The organism is Clostridium guangxiense (genome assembly GCF_021043395.1).
Classification (GTDB): domain Bacteria; phylum Bacillota; class Clostridia; order Clostridiales; family Clostridiaceae; genus Clostridium_S; species Clostridium_S guangxiense.
The window spans coordinates 41683-61047 of sequence record NZ_JAJNKE010000011.1 but is presented as its reverse complement, the minus strand read 5'-3'; the positions used below and the strand labels follow the sequence as shown (position 1 = coordinate 61047).

19 protein-coding genes and 1 tRNA gene are annotated in these 19365 nt (G+C 32.5%); 3 read left to right on the top strand and 17 right to left on the bottom strand.

What is annotated here, in order from left to right; all coding sequences use genetic code 11:
• The first annotated feature begins 125 nt into the window (after positions 1-125).
• Positions 126-1310, top strand: a complete 1185-nt coding sequence (locus LQK79_RS08835; RefSeq protein ID WP_231016248.1) for an MBL fold metallo-hydrolase — start codon at positions 126-128, stop codon at positions 1308-1310.
• A gap of 136 nt (positions 1311-1446) precedes the next feature.
• Here LQK79_RS08835 and LQK79_RS08830 read toward each other — a convergent pair whose 3' ends face one another.
• The 6 genes from LQK79_RS08830 to LQK79_RS08805 all read right to left on the bottom strand — a co-directional run bounded on the left by LQK79_RS08830 (position 1447) and on the right by LQK79_RS08805 (position 4728).
• Positions 1447-2013 carry a chromate transporter gene (locus LQK79_RS08830; protein ID WP_231016247.1) on the bottom strand — a complete coding sequence of 189 codons (567 nt, stop codon included), beginning with the start codon at positions 2011-2013 and terminating at the stop codon, positions 1447-1449.
• Positions 2010-2582, bottom strand: coding sequence for a chromate transporter (locus tag LQK79_RS08825; protein ID WP_231016246.1), 573 nt, complete (start codon positions 2580-2582; stop codon positions 2010-2012). The genes LQK79_RS08830 and LQK79_RS08825 overlap by 4 nt, the downstream gene beginning before the upstream one ends.
• Positions 2583-2731: 149 nt before the next feature.
• Positions 2732-2820: transfer RNA gene (locus tag LQK79_RS08820), tRNA-Ser, on the bottom strand.
• Positions 2821-2862: 42 nt separating this feature from the next.
• The gene (locus LQK79_RS08815) at positions 2863-3285 is read right to left on the bottom strand and encodes a GNAT family N-acetyltransferase (protein WP_231016245.1); all 423 of its coding nucleotides are present in this window, start codon (positions 3283-3285) and stop codon (positions 2863-2865) included.
• Positions 3276-3749, bottom strand: a complete 474-nt coding sequence (locus tag LQK79_RS08810) for a nucleoside deaminase (protein WP_231016244.1) — start codon at positions 3747-3749, stop codon at positions 3276-3278. The genes LQK79_RS08815 and LQK79_RS08810 overlap by 10 nt, the downstream gene beginning before the upstream one ends.
• 448 nt (positions 3750-4197) lie before the next feature.
• Complete coding sequence (locus tag LQK79_RS08805) at positions 4198-4728, bottom strand: metal-dependent hydrolase (protein WP_231016243.1); 531 nt, start codon at positions 4726-4728, stop codon at positions 4198-4200.
• A 196-nt stretch (positions 4729-4924) separates the two neighbouring features.
• On the opposite strand from LQK79_RS08805, the gene LQK79_RS08800 reads away from it, so the two are divergent.
• Both LQK79_RS08800 and cooS read left to right on the top strand, forming a co-directional pair.
• Entirely contained in the window at positions 4925-5344 is a 420-nt protein-coding gene (locus tag LQK79_RS08800; RefSeq protein WP_231016242.1) for an RrF2 family transcriptional regulator, read from the top strand.
• A gap of 79 nt (positions 5345-5423) precedes the next feature.
• The gene (cooS, locus tag LQK79_RS08795) at positions 5424-7310 is read left to right on the top strand and encodes an anaerobic carbon-monoxide dehydrogenase catalytic subunit (RefSeq protein WP_231016241.1); all 1887 of its coding nucleotides are present in this window, start codon (positions 5424-5426) and stop codon (positions 7308-7310) included.
• Positions 7311-7505: 195 nt separating this feature from the next.
• Here cooS and LQK79_RS08790 read toward each other — a convergent pair whose 3' ends face one another.
• The 11 genes from LQK79_RS08790 to LQK79_RS08740 form a co-directional block, all read right to left on the bottom strand.
• The gene (locus tag LQK79_RS08790) at positions 7506-8363 is read right to left on the bottom strand and encodes a YitT family protein (RefSeq protein WP_231016240.1); all 858 of its coding nucleotides are present in this window, start codon (positions 8361-8363) and stop codon (positions 7506-7508) included.
• 510 nt (positions 8364-8873) lie between these two features.
• Positions 8874-9332 (bottom strand): DUF441 domain-containing protein, encoded by a 459-nt coding sequence (locus tag LQK79_RS08785; protein WP_053241989.1) that lies wholly within the window; start codon positions 9330-9332, stop codon positions 8874-8876.
• An 82-nt stretch (positions 9333-9414) separates the two neighbouring features.
• Positions 9415-10308 carry a polysaccharide deacetylase family protein gene (locus LQK79_RS08780; protein WP_231016239.1) on the bottom strand — a complete coding sequence of 298 codons (894 nt, stop codon included), beginning with the start codon at positions 10306-10308 and terminating at the stop codon, positions 9415-9417.
• A 202-nt stretch (positions 10309-10510) separates the two neighbouring features.
• Positions 10511-10999, bottom strand: a complete 489-nt coding sequence (gene msrA / locus LQK79_RS08775) for a peptide-methionine (S)-S-oxide reductase MsrA (protein ID WP_053241987.1) — start codon at positions 10997-10999, stop codon at positions 10511-10513.
• Between the two features lie 476 nt (positions 11000-11475).
• On the bottom strand, positions 11476-12633 hold the full coding sequence (fucO, locus tag LQK79_RS08770; RefSeq protein ID WP_231016238.1) for a lactaldehyde reductase: 1158 nt from the start codon (positions 12631-12633) through the stop codon (positions 11476-11478).
• A 20-nt stretch (positions 12634-12653) separates the two neighbouring features.
• On the bottom strand, positions 12654-13478 hold the full coding sequence (rhaD, locus tag LQK79_RS08765) for a rhamnulose-1-phosphate aldolase (RefSeq protein ID WP_053241985.1): 825 nt from the start codon (positions 13476-13478) through the stop codon (positions 12654-12656).
• 9 nt (positions 13479-13487) lie between these two features.
• The gene (gene rhaA / locus LQK79_RS08760; protein WP_231016237.1) at positions 13488-14744 is read right to left on the bottom strand and encodes an L-rhamnose isomerase; all 1257 of its coding nucleotides are present in this window, start codon (positions 14742-14744) and stop codon (positions 13488-13490) included.
• A 104-nt stretch (positions 14745-14848) separates the two neighbouring features.
• Entirely contained in the window at positions 14849-16267 is a 1419-nt protein-coding gene (rhaB, locus tag LQK79_RS08755; protein ID WP_231016236.1) for a rhamnulokinase, read from the bottom strand.
• Positions 16268-16323: 56 nt separating this feature from the next.
• Complete coding sequence (locus LQK79_RS08750; RefSeq protein ID WP_231016235.1) at positions 16324-17613, bottom strand: MFS transporter; 1290 nt, start codon at positions 17611-17613, stop codon at positions 16324-16326.
• Positions 17614-17643: 30 nt separating this feature from the next.
• On the bottom strand, positions 17644-17958 hold the full coding sequence (gene rhaM / locus LQK79_RS08745) for an L-rhamnose mutarotase (RefSeq protein ID WP_053241982.1): 315 nt from the start codon (positions 17956-17958) through the stop codon (positions 17644-17646).
• Between the two features lie 314 nt (positions 17959-18272).
• Positions 18273-19229 (bottom strand): AraC family transcriptional regulator, encoded by a 957-nt coding sequence (locus LQK79_RS08740; protein WP_053241981.1) that lies wholly within the window; start codon positions 19227-19229, stop codon positions 18273-18275.
• Positions 19230-19365: the final 136 nt, after the last annotated feature.

Below are 19365 nucleotides of genomic sequence, written 5' to 3'. Positions count from 1 at the left end.
AAATATATTTATTATTATATATCATAACTATTGATTACTCAATTACTATAGTCTATAATTTATTTTATGAAATATATTTATGTAATTATTTCATAAAATAAATTATTTTTAGGAGGGTCTTAATCATGGAAAATTTAAAAAGTGCAACAAAAACTGATGATGTAATGCAAGAGGTATTACCTGACGTCTGGAGAATTGAAGGGTCCTTAAGCGGAAATTTCTGGAGCAATGCCCCATCTTCAACCACTTATGTACTAAGAGATGAAGATAAATTATACATTATAGATCCAGGTACAATACCATATTATAAGAAAAAGATACTTGATCTAGCTTACATGTATGAAAAAACTGGAGTGAAAGAAGTTATTATGTTAGTTACTCAAGGCCATTTTGATCACGCGATGAATTGTGATGTTGTTAAAGAAACTGGTCTCCCATGGAAATTTTATCTTCCTGAGGAAGAAATAGCGACCACCAGAAGCATGATATCTGATGTCATGAGTGATTATGAAGATTTAGAAAAATGGGAAGATGTATATACCTCAGAGTTTTCTGGGAATCCTCTATTTGAGATGACCGAAAAAAAATCTCATAGATTAACTAAAAATGTGCTTAGACAAATTATAGAAGAAACTGTTGGCCACGATGATAATCATATGGTAGACGAGGCAATAATCCTTAGGCGCAGCTCCAGAATTACTCAAAAATATGGTAGTGTAACACTTACTGGCTGGAAACTCGGTCGATTCTTTATTTCCTTTGATGGCTCTCATTCTCGTGGACATATTTGCATTTATGACCCAAAATACAAAATTATTTTTAGCGGCGATACTACAATCGAAATCAACCCTCCCTTCCTTTACAGTTCCATGGATAAGCTAATTGATATTACAAGCAAATATGAAACAATGGCACGTGAGGGCTATATTGTATATGTTATGGATGCTCACAGATCCCATGACATGAATGAAGTATTCAAAGCAAAGGGAATTCAAGTAAATAAATATGAAACAATGATGTATACCTCAACCAGTTCTGATAGTGAAGGCTTTTTTGACTTCTTTTGCACCTATTATAAAGAGATGAAAAAAGAAATTCTTGCTGTACACCATAAAATTGGCCGCGCAACAATAGATGATATTGTAAAAGAATTGCTTAAATCGGAGAACAAGTATATAAAATTCAAGGCATCTATAAAGTGGCCAGACCTCCCATCAAGACTAGATGTTGCAGTTGCTGTAGTGTTAAGAGATGCAGGAGCTATTCCAATTGAAGTAAACGGCAAAATCCTGATTGACCCTATTTATTAACCCTTTCTCAGTTTCAAGCATTAAAAATGACATCCTCTAAACTCTGTGTTAAGCGATGTCCTTTTGTTTTCATGTAAATAGATCTCTTTTTCACAAAATAGATTAATTTCTATATTCTATGTAGCACTTTAATACCTTACATCAAAAGATAAACTACTGCCCCAACGGCTCCAGAACCAATCATAATGTAAATCGGGTTGGTTTTCCATTTACGCAAAATGAACAGAGAAATAATAAACGTAACTACAGATTTCCAATCTATATTATAGAGTACACTCTTAGTAAATACTTCAGTGTTAAACAGAGATAAAAACAATATGGACAGTCCAGCTGAAGCAATCAATGAAACAATGGCTGGACGCAAACCTTCAAAAATCCCATTTACAAGCGTTATGTCCCTATATTTATAATAATAATGACCAACAATCAGTGCCAGTACTGCCGTTGGAAGCGCACACCCAAAGGTTGCCACAACGGCCCCCATTATTCCTGCCATTTTCATTCCAACAAAGGTAGAAGCATTTAAAGCAATTGGTCCTGGTGTCATTTGAGAAATCGTTACTACATCGGTAAACTCCTTCAAGGTCAGCCAGTGATTTTGAGTAACAACCTGCTGCTGAATTACCGGAAGGATACCGTAACCACCACCAAAACTAAAAAGTCCAACCTGTAAAAAGCTCCATAGTAATTTCAAGTAAATCATGATTTGTTTACCTTCTTTCGGTTTTGAATAATTGTTAAAATGCCACCAAAGGCACCACAAATTAATATTACCCAAATTACATTTACATTTAGAAAATAAATTGCACAGAAAGAAGCAAGCATTATAAAAATCGAAAGGGTGTTTTTTTGCTTGCAAATCTTAACTGCACCAGAAATAACCACGTCAGCAATAATCGCTGCAATTCCTGCCTGCATTCCCTTTAAAACAGCATTTACCACTGAATTGGTTTTGAAGGCTTGATAAAAAAGTGAAATAACAGATAAAATAACAAGCGGTGGTAAGATGGTTGAAAGCAGTGCCACACATGCACCCGGAATACCAGCCAACCGATAACCAATTAGCGCTGAAGCATCCACAACCATTGGTCCAGGCAACGATTGTGAAATAGCAACTATATCCAGCATTTCGTCTTCATCAATCCAGTGAAGTGTATCTACGAATTTTTGCTTCATAAGTGGCACAATCACATATCCACCTCCAAAAGTGAAGGCACTAACCGAAAATGTCGACATAAATAGTGTTTTATAAAACTTTAGTTCTTTTTTCATCCTTTCTCCCCTATAATTAATTATACCTTGTGAATCCATAGAAACAAAATTTTCCATAAAACAAATAATATAAAGTTTCAAAAAATAAATAAAGCCATTAATACTACTTAATGACTTGTAATTTCAATATATACATTCTGTTATATTGATGGCGGAGAAGATGGGATTCGAACCCATGTGCCCCGAAGGACAACCGCATTTCGAGTGCGGCTCGTTATGACCACTTCGATACTTCTCCATTTGTCATACTAAGATATTATACTAAATTGACGGTAAAAAATCAAATGCGTATAGACATGGAGATATGCTCTATACCAGCCTCATAAAACTTTTCACCATATGGTTTAAAACCTAATTTTTCGTAAAACCCCTGCGCATAAGCTTGCGCATGTATAAGCACTTCTTTTATTCCATCTTTAAATGCCTTTTTAAGCATTTCCTCTACTAGAACTTTTCCTATACCCGTACCCCTATATTCTTTTGACACCGCAATTCTACCAAAGAAGCATTTACCATTATCAAATATTATTCTTCCAACCCCAATTGCATCTTTCCCTTTGTAGATAACAATATGGTCACAATCTATATCAAATTCATCAATTTCCATATCATCTGGAACATCTTGTTCCCCTACAAAAACTTTTTTTCTAAGTTCAAATCCATCCTTTAAATCCTTATTTCCTTTAAACCATTTTACTTCCATTTTTTAGCCCCCATCATATTTTTAATTCTCCTGTACTTAAAAAAGTCCTTTAACAATTCACTACATTTTTCCGAATATAGCCACTTTACATTTACGCTGTAACCTAATCGTCCACTTTGAAGCAAATTAATTACAGAACCGCATGCACCAGCTTCGGGATCAAATGTACCTATATATATTTTACTAATTCTACTTTGGCAAATAGTGGCTGCGCACATAGCACATGGCTCAAGTGTTACATACATTTCACAGCCATTAAGCCTCCAATTATTAAGCTTTTTACTTGCCTCTCTTATTGCAAAAACTTCAGCATGAGCTGTTACATCTTTTAAAGTTTCCTTCATATTGTGAGCTCTTCCTATAATCTTATTGTCTTTTACAATTACAGCCCCAACAGGTACTTCTCCTTTAACTGCTGCTTTTTCTGCTTCTTTAATTGCTAAATCAAGAAAATTATTCTCCATAATTTCTCCTCTAAACTTCCTATAAATACATAATACTTAAGATTGAAACTACTAATATCGAGTTCATACTAACAAACTGGAATTTGTCGAGCTGAGTGAAGGGTTTTAATTCGCCCTGCTCATTAAAAAACTAACTTTTTCACTTATGTGAAAAGTGAAGGGTTTGACATAGCTTTGCTTGTCAAAGGTGAAGGTTTTTGCCACGGCAAAAGGTTAAGGAATATTTTTCTCCGTTTCTCTACGAAAAATAAATAATTTAAATACGTTAAAGATTTTCCGTAGGGAAACGGAGGAAAATCAACCTTAGCTTTTTATTGAAGATAAAAAAGTTCACCTTTTACGTGCACAGCACCGTAAAACCCTTCACTATAGCGCTCGACAAATTCCAGTTTATCGGTATAAGCTTTAAACCCCCAATTTTCAAGTTCCCTTATAAAAGTCTCTTAAGTCATTGAAGCCTTCCCGTTTTTAAGAACTTTTTAATACCATTATTTCTAACAAGCTTTATAAAGTAATACGCTATTATAATAAAACCAAATAGTTCGGGTCCATAGTACTTAGGATCAGAAATTAATCTTGTGAGATCATCGGCCACCCAGCTTCCTTCTGGTCTTGCTGGAAATTTAAGACCTAAAAATGGCCACAAGCTTATTTTAGGATAAAGCCACATACTATCCAGCAATTGATGTATTAAAGATCCAATTCCTAAGAATAAAATTCCGGCTTTTCCACACTTACTTTTTCTGTAGGCCCCAATACACAACAAAGCAATTCCAAATAAAAGTGAGTGAGCAAATATTCTGCTATTGTGAAATACATTTCTTAAAAAAAAGGCTCCTATAGGCTTATCTATAATATCTGGCAGCACAGATCCAACTAAAATATATCTGTAATCTATATCTAAATCCTTTTTAGGTGTAAACTTTTCACATATTCTAACAATACCCGTTGTAATTCCTAAGTGTCCAAAAAATATCATAAAATATCTCCTTATTAATTTATATAATAAGAATATTATACCTCATTTATTCAACTTTCGCAGTTTAAAAATATTGTGAAGTAACCGTATCTTGGAATATTAAATACTGTTACTTTGCATTTTTTTGATTGACAAATTATTGAAAAAGTTATATATTAAATCTATACTATTAAAGTATACTTTAAAGGAGAATATCATGAGGATAACACAAGAAGCAGATTATAGTCTCAGAGTTGTACTTCACCTTTCTAAAATTGGAGTTAATGAAAGGGTTGATGCTGCTACTATTTCAGAGCATGAACATCTTCCACTGCGTTTTTTATTGAAATTACTGCGAAAACTTATTAAAAGTGGAATAGTTAAATCTTATAGAGGCGTTAAAGGTGGTTATTCATTAAATAAATTACCAAAGGACATTACACTTAAAGATGTCATTGAAGCTATAGATGGTCCTATTTTAGTAAATAGATGTATTGCTGACCCTTTATATTGCAGTGCCAAAAGAGCTGGCAAATGCGAAATACATAATGCTTTATCCTCTATTCAGCTATCTTTAATCCAAAATCTTGAGAAAGTAAATTTCCAAGACTTAAAATCTGGTAAAGTCCTATATTAACCAAGCACCCACTAAGCTTGGTTTTATATAAATCAAAAACTATACTAAAAAGGTATTGTTTCAAGGAGGAATATTAATAATGAGTAAATGTGAAAACTGTAATGTCTGTGCTGACGCAGACTCAAAACTTCATAATTTTATATGTAATTTAAATGTAGAAACTTCCGAACATAGGGTTGAAAGTCAAAAGGCTAAATGTAAATTTGGTAAGGAAGGTGTGTGCTGCAAATTATGCGCTAATGGACCTTGTAGGATCACACCAAAATCCCCAAGAGGTATTTGTGGCGCAGATGCTAACACAATAGTTGCAAGAAATTTTCTAAGGGCTGTTGCTGCAGGAACAGGCTGCTATGTTCATGTAGTTGAAACTACTGCAAGAAACTTAAAGGCAATCGGAGAAAATAAAAAAGAAATCAAAGGTATGTACACTCTAAACAAATTAGCGGGTATATTTGAAATTAAAGAAGAAGACCCCCACAAGAAAGCTGCACTCATAGCTGATAAAGTTTTAGCTGATCTTTATAAACCAACATTTGAAAAAACAGAGCTTATAGAAAAAATGGCTTATGCCCCAAGATTTAAAAAATGGACTGAACTTAATATACTTCCTGGTGGAGCAAAATCTGAGGTATTTGATGCTATAGTAAAAACTTCAACAAACTTAAACAGTGACCCCATTGACATGACAGTAAATTGCTTAAAACTTGGAATTTCAACAGGTTTATATGGGCTTACTTTAACTAACCTATTAAATGATGTTATTTTAGGAGAACCCGTTATACGTCAGGCAAAGGTTGGCTTCAAGGTTGTAGATCCAGATTATATAAATATCATGATAACAGGACATCAACATTCAATGATATCTCATCTTCAAGAGCGCCTTATAGATAAAGATGTAACTGAAATGGCAAAAAAAGCAGGAGCAAAAGGCTTTAAAATAGTTGGCTGTACTTGTGTTGGTCAAGATTTGCAGCTTAGAGGAGAACACTATAAGGAAGTATTTTCTGGTCATGCGGGCAACAACTTTACAAGTGAAGCATTGATTGCAACTGGAGGAATAGACCTTATTTTATCTGAATTTAATTGTACTCTTCCTGGAATCGAGCCAATTGCAGATGAATTTGAAGTTAAAATGATATGTGTAGATGATGTAGCTAAAAAAGCAAATGCAGATTTTATAAATTACTCTTTTGAAGAACGTGAAAATATATCAAGTACAATAATTGATGAAGCATTAAAAAATTACTCAAAGAGAAGAAAAGATGTAACTATTAATATACCAGAAGACCATGGATATGACGATGTTGTAACTGGAGTCAGTGAAAAATCCCTTAAAGATTTTCTTGGCGGTACCTGGAAACCTCTTGTTGATTTAATTGCTTCTGGAAAAATTAAAGGTGTGGCCGGCGTTGTTGGCTGCTCAAATCTAACTGCAAAGGGACATGATGTGTTTACAGTAGAGCTCACAAAAGAACTCATAAAGAGAAATATAATAGTATTATCTGCTGGATGTTCAAGCGGCGGTCTTGAAAATGTAGGTTTAATGTCACCTTCTGCTGCTGAACTTGCTGGTGACAGTCTGAAAGAAGTATGTAAGGCACTTGGAATTCCTCCTGTACTTAATTTTGGACCTTGCCTTGCAATTGGAAGACTTGAGATAGTGGCAACTGAACTTGCCGATTATCTTGGAATAGATATTCCTCAGCTTCCACTTGTACTTTCTGCACCACAGTGGCTTGAAGAACAAGCTCTTGCTGATGGAGCCTTTGGTCTTTCACTGGGATTACCTCTCCATCTTGCAATATCTCCATTTATAGATGGAAGTCCAGTTGTTTCAAAGCTTTTAACTGAAGACCTTGAAGGGATAACTGGTGGAAGATTAATAATTGAAGATGATGTTACTAAAGCTGCTGATGAGCTTGAGAAAATTATAATCGATAGAAGAAAAAAATTAGGACTTGAATAAAAAACTTATTGAACTCTTTAATTTTTCAAACCCTTTTAGTAATATATAGAAAAAATGTGAAGCAAATTAACCTACTTCACATTTTTTAATTCTATAAATTCAATCTATATTAAAAATTGGCTCCAATTGATTAATCATAAGGCACGGAGGAATTTTTTCCTTGCACCACCGTGGAAGCAAAGCACTATTACTTCGCTAATGTATTGCTCTCTTTTTATATTTCTTACCAGCAACTTCAACATTCCCTATTGTAACAAGTGCCTTCTCATCAAGATCATGAACTATTCTTTTAAGCTTAGAGACTTCAAGCCTGGATACAACAGTATATAAAACATTAGTCTGAACTCCCCTATAACCACCTCTACCATCAAGAATGGTTACCCCTCTACCAAGTCTGGCATTTATAGCAGAAAGAATATCTTTATGTTTATCTGAAATTATCATAACAGACTTTGATTCATCTACACCTTCCACAATAATATCTATCACCTTAAATTCAATAAAATAAGTTATAAGAGAATACATTGCCCTATCCCATCCGAATATAAAACCTGCACTGGTCAATATAAACACATTAAAAAACATCACTATTTCTCCAATAGAGAAGCTGATTCTTTTATCAAGAATTATAGCAACCATTTCTGTACCATCTAGAGAGCCGCCATTTCTTATTATAAGTCCTACTCCAATTCCTAATATAACTCCTCCAAAAACTGACGCAAGAAGTATATCGTGAGTAATTCCTGGAATAGGCTTTAATATGGATACACCTATAGATAAAGCAACTACAGAAAATGCTGAAAGAAATGCAAAAGTTTTTCCTATTTGCTTATATCCCAAAATAAAAAATGGCACGTTTAATAGGAAAGTAAATAGTCCAAGTGGTAGGTTTGTTAAATAACTTGTCATAATGGATATCCCAACAACCCCACCATCAATTATATCGTTTGGTATTAAAAATATTTCTAACCCAACGGATGCTAACACCACTCCTAGTAATATAAAAAAAAGCCTTACGATGTAATAATACGTATCAATATGTTTTTTTAACACTAAGCATCACTCCATTCTCTGCAACTAATAACACTATGTTTATCATATCAGAATTTTCTCAAAATTCTTTACATAGATATCATAGAAAACATATATATTTACAATAATTATATCATACATATAAAAGATACGAAATAGCAATAATATATAATTTTAATACAAAGGTGTTTCAAGAAAAACAAAGATCATTTAAGGTTAAGGAATATAAATCTTTATCTAGATCTAGATAATGTATTATAAAAACTTAAGTAATTACAAAGCTTCAGACATAAAATCACGTAGGCACAGATGAAGTTTTTCCTTGTACTACTGTGAAAACGAAGTAATACTGCTGAAGGAACGATTTAAAAAAATTCTAATAAATCTTGGTAGAAAAATCGTAAAATACTTAGATATTTCAATCTGTCTGAGTGTATGCGAGTTATTGAAATATCTTAGGGTTTTACGATTTTTCTACCTTAGATTTATAGAATTTTTTTAATGTTACAAAGCAGTATTACTTCGCAATTTTTATGATTTATGAATTAGTTTTACTACTACTGCAAGCATCCCAGAAGTAATTAAAGGACCTACAGGAACTCCTTTAAGAAAAGCTGCGGCCGCAACAGAACCAATAATTAGTGCCGGCATAACGTCGCTATTTCCTTTTACAGTTAAATACTGTAATCCAAGTCCGCTTAAATAAGTAGTAAGAAATGAAAGAATAAGAGCTACCACACCAATCCATGATAACAAGTTTCCCCTAATATTAGTTGCAGTTATTTGTCCATTTGCAATAGGAATAAGTATAGCTGCTATAAGCAATACAAGTGCCCAAAAAACTCCTTTATCATTTAATGTAGGGAAAACATATTTATCAAGATTAAGCAGCTTTAATATCAAGAGAATTGCTACCCCGACTGCTACTGAATTTGCCTTGCCTAGTATTGATATGGCAAGAATTATTACAAGAATTATATTGGCTTCCAACTAAGCCACTTCCTAAACAAGCTTTCATTATAATGGTATTCAAAAATATAAATATTATTCCTTATATTCTTTTAAGCCACAGCTATTTTAACGTGCCAAATTCATACCCTTGCTCTTTTAAATACTGTATAATATCCGGTAAAGCCTTTGCAGTTTCTTCTTTCCCATAGGTATCATGCATTAATATAACAACCTTGTTTTTACCTTTAACTGTATTTTTCACTTTATCAAGCAATTCACCAGCATATCTTTTTCTTCCTTCAGCGTCAAAATCATATGCATTCCAATCTATGTTTACCATATTTCTCTGTTTAAGTATGTTATCAAATTCAATTAAATTTGGATCTTTATAATATTTTCTAGACATATATCCACCAGGCATTCTTATAATCCTTGTAAAAAATGTTGGTCCTAAAATATTTTTTAATATATTTTGAGTTTCGTCAACTTCACTCATAAAAGCACTCACATCAAGAAGATTATGAGGATACAACTTTTTTAAGCTATGGCTATACGTATGATCTCCTATAGCATTTTCCTCATTATAAATTCTTTTAACTAATTCTTTACTTTCACTATTTCTCTCTATATTTTGCCCCATTAGAAAGAATGTAGCATGTACACCATTTGCTTTTAAAGTATCTAATATCCTTGGTGTAACAGTTGTAGACGGACCATCATCAAAGGTCAAATAAGCAGTTTTTTTACCATCTTCCTTATATACATCTTCCACTCTTGTTCCAGAATTAGATATTTGATTTTTTAAAACTACAACGCTCTTTTTTACACTACTGGGTTTATGCTTCTTTGTACTGTTAACTACTTTATTTGATAAATAAGAGTTTGTCTCAATTTTTCTTTTTGTAAAAGAAACTGTTAATGCTGAAACAAACAAAATCATTAAAAATATAAAACTTATACGTGTAAAAAATACTTTTCTTCTATCTAGCCTTCTATTTGCGACTACATTTTTCATATTGTGATTACCCCTTATAAATTTATAATGCCTACACTATAATATTACACCTTATTTAGTACAGTTTGTTACAAAAAAACAGCTTTTTTTATTACAAATTAGTTACATTATTACAAGTTTACTCAAGGGGTCTACGTAAAATACGAATAATTCCAGGCAACAACAAATTACCTGGAATTCAGTTTAAACTTTATGATATTTTTTAATGTTTTTTCAATAATTCTTTTGGAATATGACAATATCCATTAGGATTTTTGTCTAAATATTTTTGATGATACTCTTCTGCATTGTAAAAATTCTTTAAAGGCAAAATTTCAGTTACTATAGGTTTTTCATATTTCTTCTGCTCTTCATTCTTAGACTTTAATATAACATCTAAATCACTTTCATCTATGTAATATACTCCAGTACGATATTGAGTTCCTTTGTCATGTCCTTGTCTGTCTTTTATAGTTGGATCTATTACCTTCCAGTATGCTTGTAAAAGTTTTTCCAGTTTAACAGCATTCTCATCATATTCGATATAGCAGGCTTCAGCATATCCAGTTGTGTTTTCACAGACTTTCTCATAAGTTGGATTTTCTGTATTTCCATTTGCGTATCCAACCTTTGTACTTACAACCCCATCAATCGTATTGAAATATGCCTCGACACCCCAAAAGCATCCTCCGGCAAATACTATTTCTTTCATGTTTTCTACCTCCTTTTAGAATTTAATTTGTGTATACATATTACGTTATATTTTAACACAATTTAATAACAAAAACATATAATTACACTCCTCGTATATATGCCTAACTTTTATAAATATAATCGCATAACATGTTCAGCATCATTAATAAACTTTCTTTGGTGGCTTTTTCTTAACCATTCTTCATCATCTCTCGTAATAAAAGGAATAATATTATGTTCCTACTAAAGATAAACCACCTTGAAACTTGAAATTTATTTGTAACAAAATACCGTCTTCTGGGCATTATGGTGCACATAAATTTCAATAGTTGAAGCGGTTTATCTATAGTAAAAGAAAATGCTTGTAGCAAATTAAAAAAATATTTTTATTAATTCTAATCAAATGATATGTACGCCACTTTATAGGAAAATATGCAACATACCTCTATACAAAAAACCGCTACAATTAATGCAACGGTTTTTTTAATCAATATGCTAAAATGCTTTTTTATATATTTCAAGAATTTCTTCTACAGAAGTATCTCTTGGATTTCCCGGTGTACAAACATCGTTATAAGCTAATTTAGCTAGCTTTTCTAAATCCTCTTCTTTTGCTCCAATTTCATTTAATTTTTGAGGAATTCCTATTTTTTTGGATAAAGCTACTACTGCATCAACAGCTGCTTTTCTATATTCATCAGCGCTCATACTGTCAACATCCTTTACTCCCATTTGGCGAGCTACTTCTTTATATTTTTCTCCTGTTGCTGGAGCATTATATTCCATTACATAAGGGAGCAATAGCGCATTTGCAACGCCGTGTGGAGTATCATATACGGCACCTAAGGAGTGTGCCATTGAATGAACTATTCCAAGTCCAACATTTGAGAAGCCCATTCCTGCCATATACTCCGCTACACCCATGTTCTCTCTTGCTTCCATGTTAGTAGGTTCAAACACTGCCTTTTCTAGATGCTTTGCAATGAGCTCTATTGCCTTTAATTCAAAAGTATCTGTAAGCACCCATGCTCCTTTTGTTATATACCCTTCTATTGCATGAGTCAATGCATCCATACCTGTTGCAGCTGTAAGTCCCTTTGGCATAGAAGACATCATTTCAGGATCAATTATTGCAAGTATTGGAATGTCTTTAGGATCAACGCATACCATTTTCTTTACAGCTTTTTCATCTGTAATTACATAGTTTATTGTAACTTCTGCTGCTGTTCCTGCTGTTGTTGGAACGGCTATTATTGGCACAGATTTATTTTTAGTTGCAGCTACTCCTTCAAGAGATACAACATCTGAAAATTCAGGGTTGTTTGTTATTATACCTATAGCTTTTGCAGTGTCCATTGAAGAACCTCCGCCGATTGCTAAAAGAAAATCTGCTCCTGAAGCTGCATAAGCTTTAACTCCTGTTAAAACATTTTCTGTTGTTGGATTTGGTTTTACATTATCATAAATTTCAAAAGGTATTCCCGCAGCTTCTAATGTTTTTGTTACCTTTTGAGCAACATTAAATTTAATTAAGTCTTTGTCTGTAACTACAAAAGCCTTTTTAAATTGTCTGCTTTTAACTTCTTCAGGAATTGCGCTAATAGCTTCTTGCCCAAAATATGACATTTCATTAAGTACTATACGATTTATCATTTAAAACACACTCCCTTTAATTATTTTTCATATAAGAATTTCTCTGGTAAAGTAACCTTGAAATCCTTAGCAAGATCTCTAAAATTATCAGCAGTTATTGTCTGTCTTTTTCCACCCATAGACAATACTTTTACTAAAATCTCAGCTGATTTTTCTGCTGTATCCATAAGTCCAAAAGCTAAATCTAAAGTTTCGCCAGAAACGAAAGTTCCATGATGCGCCCAAATTACTACATCAAATTCTCTCATTAGATCACTTGTTGCTTTAGCTATTGCAGACCCGCCTGGTACCATCCAAGGCACAACACCTACTCCTGATGGGAATACAACTGGACATTCTGTAGCCATTTCCCATAATTCTCTTGTAAATATCTTGCTATCTAGTGGTAAAACAAAAGTTAATGCAATGATGTTTGTAGTATGTGAATGAAGGATAACTCTGTTCTTTCCATTGGTCACTTCTTTTTTAACTGAGTGACTCATAAGATGTGATGGAAATTCACTTGTTGGCCTTGCACCATTTATAAGTCCCCAAACAATTTTGTAATTTTCCCCTTTTTCATCTATTTTAGCTATACCAATATTTGCTTCTGGATCTAAAATTACATTTCTTAAAAATTTTCCACTTCCAGTAACTAAAAAATACTCATTGGCTAAGTTTGGAACAGATACTCCAATTGGAGTAAATTCTCCTGATTCATCAATTAACCCATCTAACTGTTTTACTTCATCTTCAGCTATTCTATATGAGAAATTTCCACCATTACGTTCATGCCAACCTTTAAGCCATGCATCTTGAGTAATTCTTATATAATTTTTTACAAAATCTAGTTCTTCAATTTTCATATTTAAGACCTACTTTCTTTTTGATAATACTTCTTTTTCATATGTCTTTACTTCAGAAAGCCAGTTTTCTTTAACTGGTACATTGTTAATTTCACAATAGTAATTCCATATGTCACACATTGGATAAGTTTTGAATTCTTCCATTAAGGCTAATCTTTCAGTAAAGTTGCCTTCATCCTGTAACTCTTTTAATTTTTCATTTGGCATTAACATTGCAAAGAGTAATGCTTTTATCATATTTCTTGCGCCAATTGTCCATGCTGCTATTCTGTTAATACTTGCATCAAAGAAATCTAAGCCTATTATTACTCTATCTAAAGCATCATTTCTAACTATTTCCTTGGCAATTTCTTTAAGTTCATCATCTAAAACTATAACATGGTCACTATCCCAACGTACTGGTCTGCTTACATGTAATGCAACTTTGTCGAAAAATAAAAGCATTGAAGAAATTTTATCTGAAACAACTTCTGTTGGATGATAATGTCCTGTATCCATTAAAGGTAATAATCCATTTCTAGCTGCAAAATTTATATAAAATTCACTTGAACCTACTGTGTAAGCTTCTGCTCCTATACCAAACACCTTTGATTCCACAGAGTCTAAATTATATTTTGGATCTATTTTTTCCTTGTATATTTCTTCTAGTGATTCCTTAAGTCTCTTTCTTGGTCCTAATCTATCACTTGGTATGTCCTTGTAGCCATCTGGAATCCATAAATTTGTAAGGCATGGTTGACCAAGTTCTCTACCAAAGTATTCTCCAATTTTTCTTGATGCAATGCTGTGTCTTATCCAAAAATCTCTAATTTCTTTATCTGGATGAGAAAGTGTTAAACCATCGGAGGCCTTTGGATGAGAAAATATTGTTGGATTAAAATCTAAACCTAGTCCTCTTTCTTTTGCCCATTTAACCCAATTTTTAAAGTACTCTGGCTTTATTTCATCTCTTTCAACTACTTCTCCATTTGTTTCTGCATATATAGCATGTAAGTTTACTTTATGCTTTCCTGGAATCAAGCTAAGTGCTTTATCTAAATCTGCTCTTAATTCTTCTGGTGTTCTTGCTTTTCCTGGATAATTACCAGTAGTCGCTATTCCGCCTGAAAGTTCCTGCTGATTAGCCTCAAAGCCTATAACATCATCACCTTGCCAGCAATGTATAGATACTTTAACCTTTTTAAGATCTTCTAACACCTTATCTACATCTATTCCCCATCTTTCATATTCACTTTTAGCTGCTTCATATTTTTCTTTTATATTCATGCTCTTAACCTCCTATTTTATGATGAAACCAATTCAACTATTAAGCTACACATGTACCATAATGTCCTGAAGATTTACATTTTGGAACATGCATAACTTAAGTTTCATCTTGATTTCACTTTAATTGGACCAAATTTTTTTATATCAAATGAGTCTTTTATAACTTGTCTTGCTTCACTTAAGTCTTTAAAAGTACCTGAACTTATAAATTGAGCTGCAATATTTCCTACAGCTGTTGCCTCTGATGGACCTGCAATTACTTCTTTCTCTGTTATATTTGAAACTATTTCATTTAAAAGATTGTTTTTGCAGCCACCACCAAAAATATTTATTCTTTTAAATTTCTTCTCAAATATTTCTTCTAGGGAAGTTACCGCCTTTTTATAGCTATGAGCCAAGCTGTTAAATACGCAAATTGCTATTTCTCCAACTTCCTCTGGGACCTTCTGTTTCGTTTCGCTGCAATATAACTTTATTTCATCTATCATGTTTTCTGGCTTTAAAAATCTGTCATCATCTACATCAATAATTGATGAAAAATCCAAATGCTTTCTTGCTAAATCAACTAATTCCGCAAAAGAGTATTTACTATTTAAATTTCTTCTAACCTCTTGTATTACCCAAAGCCCCATAATATTCTTTAAAAATCTGTATCTATAATCTATCCCGCCTTCATTAGTGAAGTTATAATCCATTGCTTGTGGAACACATATTGGAAAACGATTTTCAACTCCTATTAAAGACCAAGTTCCAGAACTTAAATAAATACTGTCATTATCATTGCAAACTGATGCGATAAATGCTGAGCCTGTATCATGAGTTGCTGCAAGTATTACATCCATATCAAATCCAAATTCTTCTACAAGATCTTTCCTTAAGCCACCTAGGTTTGTTTTAGGAAGCTTTATTTCTTGAAACATATCGTTGTTTATTCCAAATTCATTTAATATCTTCTTGTCCCAGGTTCTATCAAAGGAATTAACTAATTGAGTTGTGGATGCATCTGTGTACTCATTCACCTTTTTCCCTGTAAGCAAAAAATTCAAATAATCCGGTATCATTAGAAATGTTTTTGCCTTATCTAAAATTTCTTTATTTTTGTTCTTTATCGCCAAAAGTTGATATAGCGTATTAAATCTTTGAAACTGAATACCTGTGTACAAATAAAGCATGTCCTTAGGAATCTTTTTAAAGGCTTCTTCCATCATTCCTTCTGTTCTATCATCCCTATATGCCAATGCATTACCTAGCATATCATCGTTTTCATCTAATAGGACGAAATCTACTCCCCAGGTATCGATTCCTATGCTTATTGGTATCTTCCCAATTTCTTTGCACTTTTTTATACCGTTCTTTACTTCATTGAATAAGCCTTTAATGTCCCAACAGTATTCGTCTCCTATTTTACTTATGCCATTTTCAAATCTATATATTTCCTCTATTTTTAGCTTTCCGCCTTCCATATATCCAAGTATATGTCTGCCGCTTGAAGCTCCTATGTCAATAGCTAAATAATAATCCATGGCTTTCCTCCCGTCCTTAACAAAAATTTTAATGTTTTAATTACTGTAAATATATATTAAACTGCATCACCATAACGCTCTTTTTCAATTTCTTCAAGTGCTTTTCCTTGAGTATTTGGAGCAAATACAACTCCAATTACTGCACTAATTATAAGGAATCCTACCATACATGCTGCTGCTAATTGAAATCCAAATTTACTCATAATTGTTGGCACTACAAAACTCCATATACCAAGTGCTACACGAACAACAAAGAACATTACTCCTTGAGCACTCCCTCTGTATTTTGTTGGGAAAAGCTCACTTGACCATAATTGATAAAATGGTTGCTGACCAAATCCACAAGAAAGTCCATATACAACAACAAATATTACAAGCATAAATGGTTTCATACTTGATGATGGTAATAAAAATATTGACCATGCTGCTATTGCCATTATTGACGAAACTGCATAAATACCTCTACGGCTTACTTTATCTCCCATGCCCATAAATACAAAATAAGTTCCAACTGCTGTAATTCCAAATAAACCTGCTTGAAGCAAATTAGCTGTTTGTGATGAAACCTTTCCAACGGTTTGATAAATTAATGGCATGAAAAATCCCATTGTACCTGCTGCTAAATTCCAGAACAAATAAACTCCAACTAAAAATAACATTGATTTAATATTTGTTTTTGTTAATAACTGTTTGAAAGTAACCTTTTGTGATGCTTGCCCTTTTTTTATAAGTTCTTTTTCTTTCTTTTGCTCAGCTTTCCAAGATTCTGATTCTGGTACTCCTCTTCTTATTATCCAAGTAAAAAGGGCAACGAAAAATAAATGTGCAAAAACTATACGACTGCCAAGTAATCCTAAACCACCTAATGCAACTGAAAGAATATAAACTATAATTGGGCCTGCTGACCATGCAAGCTGTGCCGAACCACAATGCTTTGCTCTATTTTTAGCTGGAGCACCTTCAGCAATAGTAGTCCAAGATGCTGGTATATCAGCACCAACTGATAATCCTACAATTACATACCCAATAAAGAACATAGGAAACGATTGTGCAAAAACAATAAGCAATATTCCTACCATATAAAACAACATAGAACAGTTGTAAATTAATTTACGTCCATATTTATCACAAAGTTTACCTCCAATTAATGCTCCGATAGCTGCCGAAACAGCATTTGAACTAAAAGCACTCAATAACCCAAGTTGTATGTCAGTCATATGAAGAAAAGTAGTCCAAAACGATAAACCTGCCGCACCAGCAACAATGGAACCTGCATCAATATAATTTGCCATGGATGCTGAAATAGTTGCTATCCAAAGTGATTTTTTTTCTTTACTAATTCCCATTTATTATCCCCCCAATCTAAACCTTTACATTTAATCTAAATGAAATACTTCTTTTAATTCAATTGATACAGGACTGTTATCAAGATTAGTCTCCATAATATCTTTCATATAAGCCCACCATTTCTTGCAAATTTCCGTTTCCCCAGTTTTGTTCCATAATTCTTCATCTTCTATTTCCACATAAGCAAATAGATAATTTGTTTTTGGATCTAAAAAAATAGAATAGTTTTTTGCACCATATTTACGCAACATCTCAACCATTTCAGGCCAAATTTCACTATGACGTTTCTTATATTCTTCCTCAAATCCACTAAATAATTTCATTATACTTCCTTTGCGAATCATTTTATTTTCCTCCTTTAAGCAATTCAATCCAAATAAGTATTTTCCTACTTTTTATTCTTTATTGCAAAAATTGATATAATACATTTAGTTTTTAAAATTGGATACTTACATAAAAGCCTATTCCTTCAATTCTAAATAGTCATGTCAATTGGCAAGTCATCTTTCATGATAATTCCTCCTTTGATTTAATCGTTTACTTATGCTTAAATTATATTTCATTTTATCACTATTTTTAATATCCAAACGAATTAAATTTTTTATCCTTATTTGCAAACATAAAAAAATAAAAAAGTCTCTAGCTTATACTAGAAACTTTAATGCTTATTATATTTTCTTGGTGTGACCCCATACTTTTTTTCAAATATCTTATAAAAATATGTTGGATTTTCATAACCAACTAGCTCAATGATTTCAGATATAGAATAACTGCTCATTTGTAATAGTTCTATAGCCTTACTGAGTCTTTTTTCTTGAAGCAGCTCCTTAAAGGTCATACCCGTATGCTTTTTAATTAGCTTGCTTAATTTGTAGTTAGGCTGCTTTAATTTTTCTGAAGCTTCTCCTAAAGTTGCCTTATTATAATTTTCATCAATATATTTAAAAATGCTAATTATTATCATTTTTTCATAATTATTCATGGAATAAACTTCTATATTCTCCGAATTTCTTGAAAGTTCTACTAATAAAAGTCCTACTAAAAGTTTTATTGCTGCATCTCTCATTATAGTTAGTTCATATAACTCGGTAATTATTTTCGTGAGAAGGTCTTGAATTTCTTTTTTCTCTGAAACCTTAAAGTATAAATATTCTCCTGCCTCATAATCCTTATATAATGTAGTTATTAAAAACTTACTTATTACATTTTCATCACCTAAAAGCGTTAATATGTAATCAAAAAATTCCGGTTTAATTATAAAATTTATTATTATGTCTCCTTTACCCGAAGCTTCTATTTCATGAGTAATGTACTGATTTAAAAATATAATTTCACCTTTTTCAAGCTTTATTTTTCTTCCATCTATTATTTGAATTAGAGACCCTTCGTACACATAACTAACCTCGATATAGTTATGTGTATGATTAGGAAAATTAATAAATCTTGTATGTTTTCTAATATCTATTAGTTGACCTTTGGGAAGTAATTTACTACTATCTATAACAAACTTACTATTATCTGTGTACAAGCTCTTATTAACTTCATGCTCTCCATTTAAAATCTTTATTTCTTCATCTGTTAATGCAGTTAATTTATCATATATCTCAGCTTTCATCACTATCTCCTTTAACTAGAGTACAAAGTGCAGAGCACAGTTATGGATGATTTTTCTCCGCTAACGCTATGAAAAATCTTATATTATAAGAATTTCCGCAGTAAAATGAAGGAAATTCATCCTTCGCTGTACTTTG